Here is a 6089-nt window from a genome sequence, read left to right as displayed (position 1 = left end):
CGATCTGGGCGCGGCATCGGCGGGCGCGGGGATGGCGGGGGCAGGCAGGGTCGCGGGCGGCACCGGCGCGGCGCAGGGCTCGGCCAGCACGTCCTCGGGCAGCGAGAGCACGACCGGGCCTGGGACGCCCTGCATCGCCATGGCGTAGGCGCGGGCGATCAGTTCCGGCACCTGGTCCGGGTGCGTCGCCTCGCCCACCCATTTCGCGATGCCGCCGAACATCCGGGCGTAGTCGATCTCCTGGAACGCGTTGCGGCGGAGGTCGCGCTTCTCGACCTGGCCGACGAGGAGGATCAGCGGCGTCGCGTCCTGCTCGGCGGTGTGCACGGCGATGGAAGCGTTGCAGGCGCCCGGACCGCGGGAGACGAGCACGACGCCCGGCCGGCCCGTCAGCTTCGCATCCGCCACCGCCATGAAGCCCGCCCCACCCTCGCTGCGGCAAGTGACGAGGTCGATGCCCGGATGCGCGTGCAGCGCGTCGAGCAGCGCGATGTAGGATTCGCCCGGCACGCAGAAGGCGCGGTCGATGCCCTGGCGGGCGAGGAAGTCGATCAGGCTCTGGGCGGCGGTGGTCATGCGGCGGCGTTTCCCTGCGTCCCGCATCCGATAGCGCGGCTGGCGCGGTTGATCCATGCCAGGGGTGGCGGCGGCGGCGGTTCGCGCTAAGAAGGGCGTGTTCAAGAAATGGCGCCGCCGCACGCATCGGCCGGCCCGCAACGAAACCGTACGGGAGGGACACGCCCATGACCATCGCCCGCCGTTCCGCGCTCGGCCTCACGCTTGCCGGCCTCGCCGCGCCCGCCCTGGCGCAGGCGCAAGGCGGCGCCTGGCGGCCCACCCGCCCGCTGCGGCTGATCGTGCCCTTCGCCCCGGGCGGGTCGAACGACATCGTGGGTCGCATCATCGCCGAGCCCGCCGGGCAGATCCTGGGCCAGCCCATCGTGATCGAGAACCGCGCCGGTGCCGGCAGCGTGATCGGCAGCGAAGCCGCCGCGCGCGCCCCGGCCGACGGCCACACCCTGCTGATCAACAGCGCGCATGCGGCGGTGCCCGCGGTGGTCGCGCGCGTGCCCTACAACGCGGTCACGGATTTCGAGGGCGTCGCGGTGGCCGGCTTCTCGCCGCACACGCTGGTGGTGACGCCGCGCTTCGAGGCGCGCACCGCGGCCGAGATGGTGGCGCTGGTGCGCGCCAATCCCGGGCGCTTCAACCTGGCCACGGCGGGCATCGGCAGCAGCGTGCACATCGCCGGGCTGGTGCTGACCAACAGGCTGAACCTGCAGGCCGAGCCGGTGCACTACCGCGGCGGCGGGCCGGCCGTGGCGGCGCTGGTGGCGGGCGAATCCCAGATCGGCACGCCGACCATGGCCTCCTCGCTCGGCCAGATCCGCGGCGGGGGCTTGCGCGCGCTCGCGGTGCTCGCGAACGAACGCAGCCCCGCCCTGCCGGACGTGCCGAGCGCGCCCGAGGCCGGCATCCCGGGCGTGGTGCTCGAGGAGTTCTTTCCGATCACCGCGCCCCGGGGGACGCCGCCCGAGATCCTCGCCGCGCTCGGCGCGGCCTTCCGCCAGGCGATCCAGCAGAGCGCGGGTCGCCTGACCGAACTGGCCGGCGTCGCGCCGCGCGCCGGCTTCGAGACCAGTGCGCAGGTGATGGCGCTCGTGCGGGAGGGTGTCGAGGACTACTCACGCATCCTGCGCGCCGCCGGCGTCCAGCCGGAATAGCTGCCGGGCGGGGCGCGCAGCCCCGCCGCCACGCTCGCAACAAGGGCGGCCGCGGACGGCCGCGCCACAGGGGGAGACCACCGCGATGACCACACGCCGCGCCGCCCTTGCGCTCGGCCTCGCCACGCCCGGCATCGTCCGCGCCCAGGGCGCGTGGCGGCCGACGCGCCCGATCCGCCTGATCGTGCCCGCCGCGCCGGGCGGGTCGAACGACATCGTGGGGCGCATCATCGCCGAACCGGCGTCGCAGATCCTGGGCCAGCCCATGATCATCGAGAACCGCGCCGGCGCGGGCAGCGTGATCGGCTCCGAGGCGGCGGCGCGCGCTGCCCCGGATGGCTACACGGTGCTGATCAACAGCTCGCTGCCGACGGTGCCGGCGATGGTCGCGCGGATGCCCTACAACACGGTGGCCGACTTCGAGGGCGTGGCGGTGGCCGGCTTTTCGCCGCACCTGCTGGTGGTGAACCCGCGCGTCGAGGCACGCACGGCGCAGGAGTTCGTAGCGCTGCTGCGCGCCAATCCCGGGCGCTTCAACTACGCCTCGGCGGGCCTGGGCAGCGGGCCGCATATCGGCGGCCTGCTCTTCATGAGCCGCATGAACGTCGAGGCCGAGACGGTGCACTACCGCGGCGGCGGCCCGGGGGTGGCGGCGATGGTCTCGGGAGAGGCGCATTTCGGCACGCCGACCATGGCCTCGGCGCTCGGGCAGGTGCGCGGCGGCGCGCTGCGGGCGCTGGCGGTGCTGTCGGACCAACGCAGCGCGGCGCTGCCCGACGTGCCGAACGCGATCGAGGCCGGCCTTCCGGGCGTGGTGCATGACGAGATCTTCCCCATCGTGGCGCCTCGGGGCACGCCGCCGGAGGTGCTCGCCGCGCTGGGCGCGGCCTTCCGGCAGGCGATCCAGCAGAGCGTGCCGCGGCTGAACGACCTGGCCGGCGTCGCGCCGCGTCCGGGCTTCGATACCGGGCCGCAGGTGATGGCGCTGGTGCGCGATGCGATCGACAGCCACACCCGCATCCTGCGTGCCGCCGGCATCCAGCCGGAGTGAAGACCGGCGTCTGCGCGCGCCCCGCGGCCGTGCCATGATGCGCGCAACGAAGCAGGCCGCGAACGGCCGCATTCCAGGGAGAAGACCACCATGACCACCCGCCGCGCCGCGCTCGCGCTTGCCCTTGCCACCCCCGCCATCGCCCGCGCCCAAGGGGTCGCCTGGCGCCCCGATCGCCCGGTGCGCATCGTGGTGCCCTTCGCACCCGGCGGCGCGACCGATGTCGTCGCGCGCGTCATGACCGAGACGATGAGCAGCCTGCTCGGCCAGTCCGTCGTGGTGGAGAACCGCGCCGGCGGCGCGGCGGGGCTGATCGGGTCCGAGATGGTCGCGAAGGCGCCGGCCGACGGGCATACCGTGCTGCTGCATTCGAACGCGCATGTCATCGCGCCGAGCCTCGTCGCGCGCATGCCCTACGACGTGCTGAACGACTTCGCGGCCGTCGCGCATCTGGGCCGCGTGCCGCAGGTGCTGGTGGTGAATCCGCGCCTGCCGATCAACGACATGGCGGGGCTGCTGACCTGGCTGCGCGCCAATTCGGGCAAGGTCGACTTCGCCTCGGCGGGCATCGGCAGCGGCAACCACCTCGCTTCCGAGATCTTCCGCGCGGCCGTCCCCGGCGTGCAGATGGAAATGGTGCAGTTCCGCGGCGGCGGACCGGCCATGCAGGCGGTCATCGCGGGCAACGCGCATATGTGCGTGGACCCGATCGCCTCGGCGGTCGCGCATATCCGCGGGGGGACGGTGCGCGCCATCGCGGTGGCGGGGCCGACGCGCGCGGCGATCCTGCCCGACGTGCCCTCCGCCAGCGAGGCCGGGCTGCCGGCCTGGGACGCGGCCGCCTGGTTCGGCGCCTTCGTGCCCGCGCGCACCCCGGCACCCGCGATCGCCGCGCTGAACGCGGCCTTCAACACGGCGATGGAGCGGCTGCAGGGGCGGCTTGGCGAGATCGGCGTGGAGCGCCAGCCACAGCTCGCCACGCCGGCGGCCTTCGACGCCTTCGTGCGCGCGGACCTGCCGAAGGTGGCGGAGGTGCTGCGGCGGGCGGGCGTGCAGCCCGAATAGGCGTCGCGAAGCGCTCGCATGCCGCGCGGGATGGTGTAGCCTCGTCGGAAAAGGCGGCCCGAAGCACGCGGCCGCCATCTGAGGAGAGCCGTCCATGACGTCCCGCCGCATCCTGCTGGCCGCGGCCGGCAGCCTGCCCCTTGCCGCGCCCGCCCTGGCCCAGGCGCCCTGGCCCAACCGGCCGGTGCGCGTCATCGTCGGCTTCCCGCCGGGCGGGTCGCTCGACGTGATGACGCGCCTCGCCTGCGAGCAGATGCAGGCGCGCCTCGGTCAGCCCTTCGTGGTCGAGACACGCTCCGGCGCCTCGGGCAACATCGGCGCCGAGGCGCTCGCCCGTGCCGCGCCGGATGGCTACACGCTCGGCACCGTCAGCATGCACAACCTGCTGATCAACCCGCTGCTGTTCCGCCAACTGCCCTACAACGCCGAGCGGGACTTCGCCTGGATCAGCGCCATGTGGGACCTCCCCAACGTGGCGGTGGTGCCGGCGCAGCACGTGCCCGCGCGGACGCTCGCCGAGTTCGTCACCTGGGCGAAGGCGCGGCCGCAGGGGATTTCCTACGGCTCCTCCGGCGTCGGCACGACGATCCACCTCTCCGGCGCCTACCTGATGGCGCAAGCCGGCATCCGGTCGGAGCACGTCACCTTCCGCGGCGCCGCCCAGACCATCCCGGCCATGCTGGGTGGCGACATCCAGATCGCGGTCGACAACCTCGCCTCCTACGTCTCGGTCATCCAGGAGGGGCGGATGCGCGCGCTGGCGGTGACCACGCCGGAGCGCTGGCCCGGCCTTCCGGATGTGCCGACCATGGCGGAATCGGGCTTCGCCGGCCTGTCCTACGGCCCCTGGCACCTCTGGGCCGGGCCCGCCGCCCTACCGCGCGAGGTGGCGGAGCGGCTGTCGCAGGAGATCCGCGCCGCCTTCGCCAACCCCGCGCTCCAGCAGCGCGCGATCGGCATGGGAGCGCGGCTGCTCGGCACCACGCCTGCGCAACTGGCCGAGCGGCTGGCGCGGGAACGCCCGATCTGGGCGGAGATGGTGCGCATCTCCGGCGCCCAACCCGAATAGCGCGGCCCGTTCAGGCGCCGCGCTGGAGGAGAGCGATCACCGCCCGCTGCCAGGCCTCCCACGCCTGGTCCGCGGCCGTGCCCGCCTGTTCCGCCTCCCGGCTCGCCGTGTTCAGCCGCCGGCGGGCTTCCTGCTGTTCGGGCCCGGTGCGGTCCTCGGCCGCCTGGCGGGCGCGTTGCAGCGCCTGGTCGGCGCTGCGATAGGCGCGGGCACGCAGCCGGGCCTCGTCCAGCAGCCGGCGCAGTTCCGTCATCGCCTGCACGACGCCGGCAAGGTCGTCCCGCCCCGGCGTGCCCGCCTCGGTGCGGCCGAGGATCTCCTGCAGCCGCTCGAGCGTGCCGGGGCCGCCGGGCAGGCGGCGGAGGTTCTGCTCGATGTCGAATTGCTGCCAGCGCAGCAGCACAGGCTCGCCCAGCCCCTGGTCCCATAGCGGCACCTCCTGGCGCATGGCGCGCTCGAAGGGCAGGCGGAGCGTGACCTGCGCGCCTTCGAGCATCACCTCGTGCCGCAGGCCGAAGTCGCCCTCCGACACCGTGGTGAAGCGGTGCTGGGCGCCGGCGCGGCGCGGCACGTCCACCACCATCAGGCCGCGCGCGCCGCGCGGGTCGACGGCGAGCGCCGTCTCCTCGCTGCGCAGCACGTCGAGCATCACAAAGCCGCGGCGCAGCCCGATGCGCGTCACGCGCTCGCTGCTGCTGCCGGACTGCGTGTACTGCACGTCCCGGTCGCGGGCGAAGGCGAGGATGCGGCCATCGCCCGCCGGCATGGCGCGGATCTCGGCATCGCCGAGGAAGACACCCGCCTCCGGCCCTTCCGCGCCATAGACGGTGGCGAGCCCGTCCGGAAGCGTATGCGGGGAGGCGTTGCGGATGCGCACGGCCGAGAGCGGGTGGCGCGCGGACAGGTCCTGGATCCACCAGACGCGCTCGGCCGGCAGGCGGACATCGAGGAAGGGCACGTTCGCCGTCTCCCCGGTGCGGATGGTGACGGGCTCTGCGAGGACGAAGGCGACGCGCCCGGCCGAGGCTTCCGCCGTCGCCGCGGCGGCCGGCATCGCGGTGCCGGCGATGTTGCCGCCGACCGGGGCGTCGGGTGCGCGGGCGCGCATGGCCTGGGGCGCAGCCGAAAGTTCGGGGACCAACGCCGCCGGGGCGGGCACGGGCGCGGGTGGCGGGGGCGT

General features: G+C 74.4%; 5 protein-coding genes and 1 pseudogene. 4 read left to right on the top strand and 2 right to left on the bottom strand.

Annotated elements, in window-relative coordinates:
* Window positions 1–576 (bottom strand): thiamine pyrophosphate-binding protein (locus HW577_RS18835; RefSeq protein ID WP_269769570.1); only part of this gene is annotated, 576 nt, incomplete at its 3' end.
* Window positions 577–743: 167 nt separating this feature from the next.
* On the opposite strand from HW577_RS18835, the gene HW577_RS18830 reads away from it, so the two are divergent.
* From HW577_RS18830 to HW577_RS18815, 4 genes are all read left to right on the top strand, one after another.
* A complete protein-coding gene (locus HW577_RS18830) occupies window positions 744–1724 on the top strand; it encodes a Bug family tripartite tricarboxylate transporter substrate binding protein (RefSeq protein ID WP_198377681.1) in 981 nt (326 codons plus the stop codon).
* 85 nt (window positions 1725–1809) lie between these two features.
* Entirely contained in the window at window positions 1810–2775 is a 966-nt protein-coding gene (locus tag HW577_RS18825) for a Bug family tripartite tricarboxylate transporter substrate binding protein (protein ID WP_198377680.1), read from the top strand.
* Between the two features lie 90 nt (window positions 2776–2865).
* Complete coding sequence (locus tag HW577_RS18820) at window positions 2866–3840, top strand: tripartite tricarboxylate transporter substrate-binding protein (protein WP_198377679.1); 975 nt, start codon at window positions 2866–2868, stop codon at window positions 3838–3840.
* Between the two features lie 94 nt (window positions 3841–3934).
* Window positions 3935–4909, top strand: a complete 975-nt coding sequence (locus tag HW577_RS18815; RefSeq protein ID WP_198377678.1) for a Bug family tripartite tricarboxylate transporter substrate binding protein — start codon at window positions 3935–3937, stop codon at window positions 4907–4909.
* Between the two features lie 10 nt (window positions 4910–4919).
* Here HW577_RS18815 and HW577_RS18810 read toward each other — a convergent pair.
* A pseudogene (locus tag HW577_RS18810) lies at window positions 4920–6089 on the bottom strand (DUF4139 domain-containing protein); the annotation flags it as partial.

The sequence above is a fragment of the Neoroseomonas rubea genome (assembly GCF_016106015.1).
Taxonomy (GTDB): Bacteria; Pseudomonadota; Alphaproteobacteria; order Acetobacterales; family Acetobacteraceae; genus Neoroseomonas; species Neoroseomonas rubea.
The sequence above is the reverse complement of the archived record's forward strand: the minus strand, read 5'-3'. Positions and strand labels throughout refer to the sequence as shown.

Coding starts and splice junctions, on each gene's coding strand:
- HW577_RS18830 (WP_198377681.1), top strand. CDS start 744: ATGACCATCGCCCGCCGTTCCGCGCTCGGCCTCACGCTTGCCGGCCTC.
- HW577_RS18825 (WP_198377680.1), top strand. CDS start 1,810: ATGACCACACGCCGCGCCGCCCTTGCGCTCGGCCTCGCCACGCCCGGC.
- HW577_RS18820 (WP_198377679.1), top strand. CDS start 2,866: ATGACCACCCGCCGCGCCGCGCTCGCGCTTGCCCTTGCCACCCCCGCC.
- HW577_RS18815 (WP_198377678.1), top strand. CDS start 3,935: ATGACGTCCCGCCGCATCCTGCTGGCCGCGGCCGGCAGCCTGCCCCTT.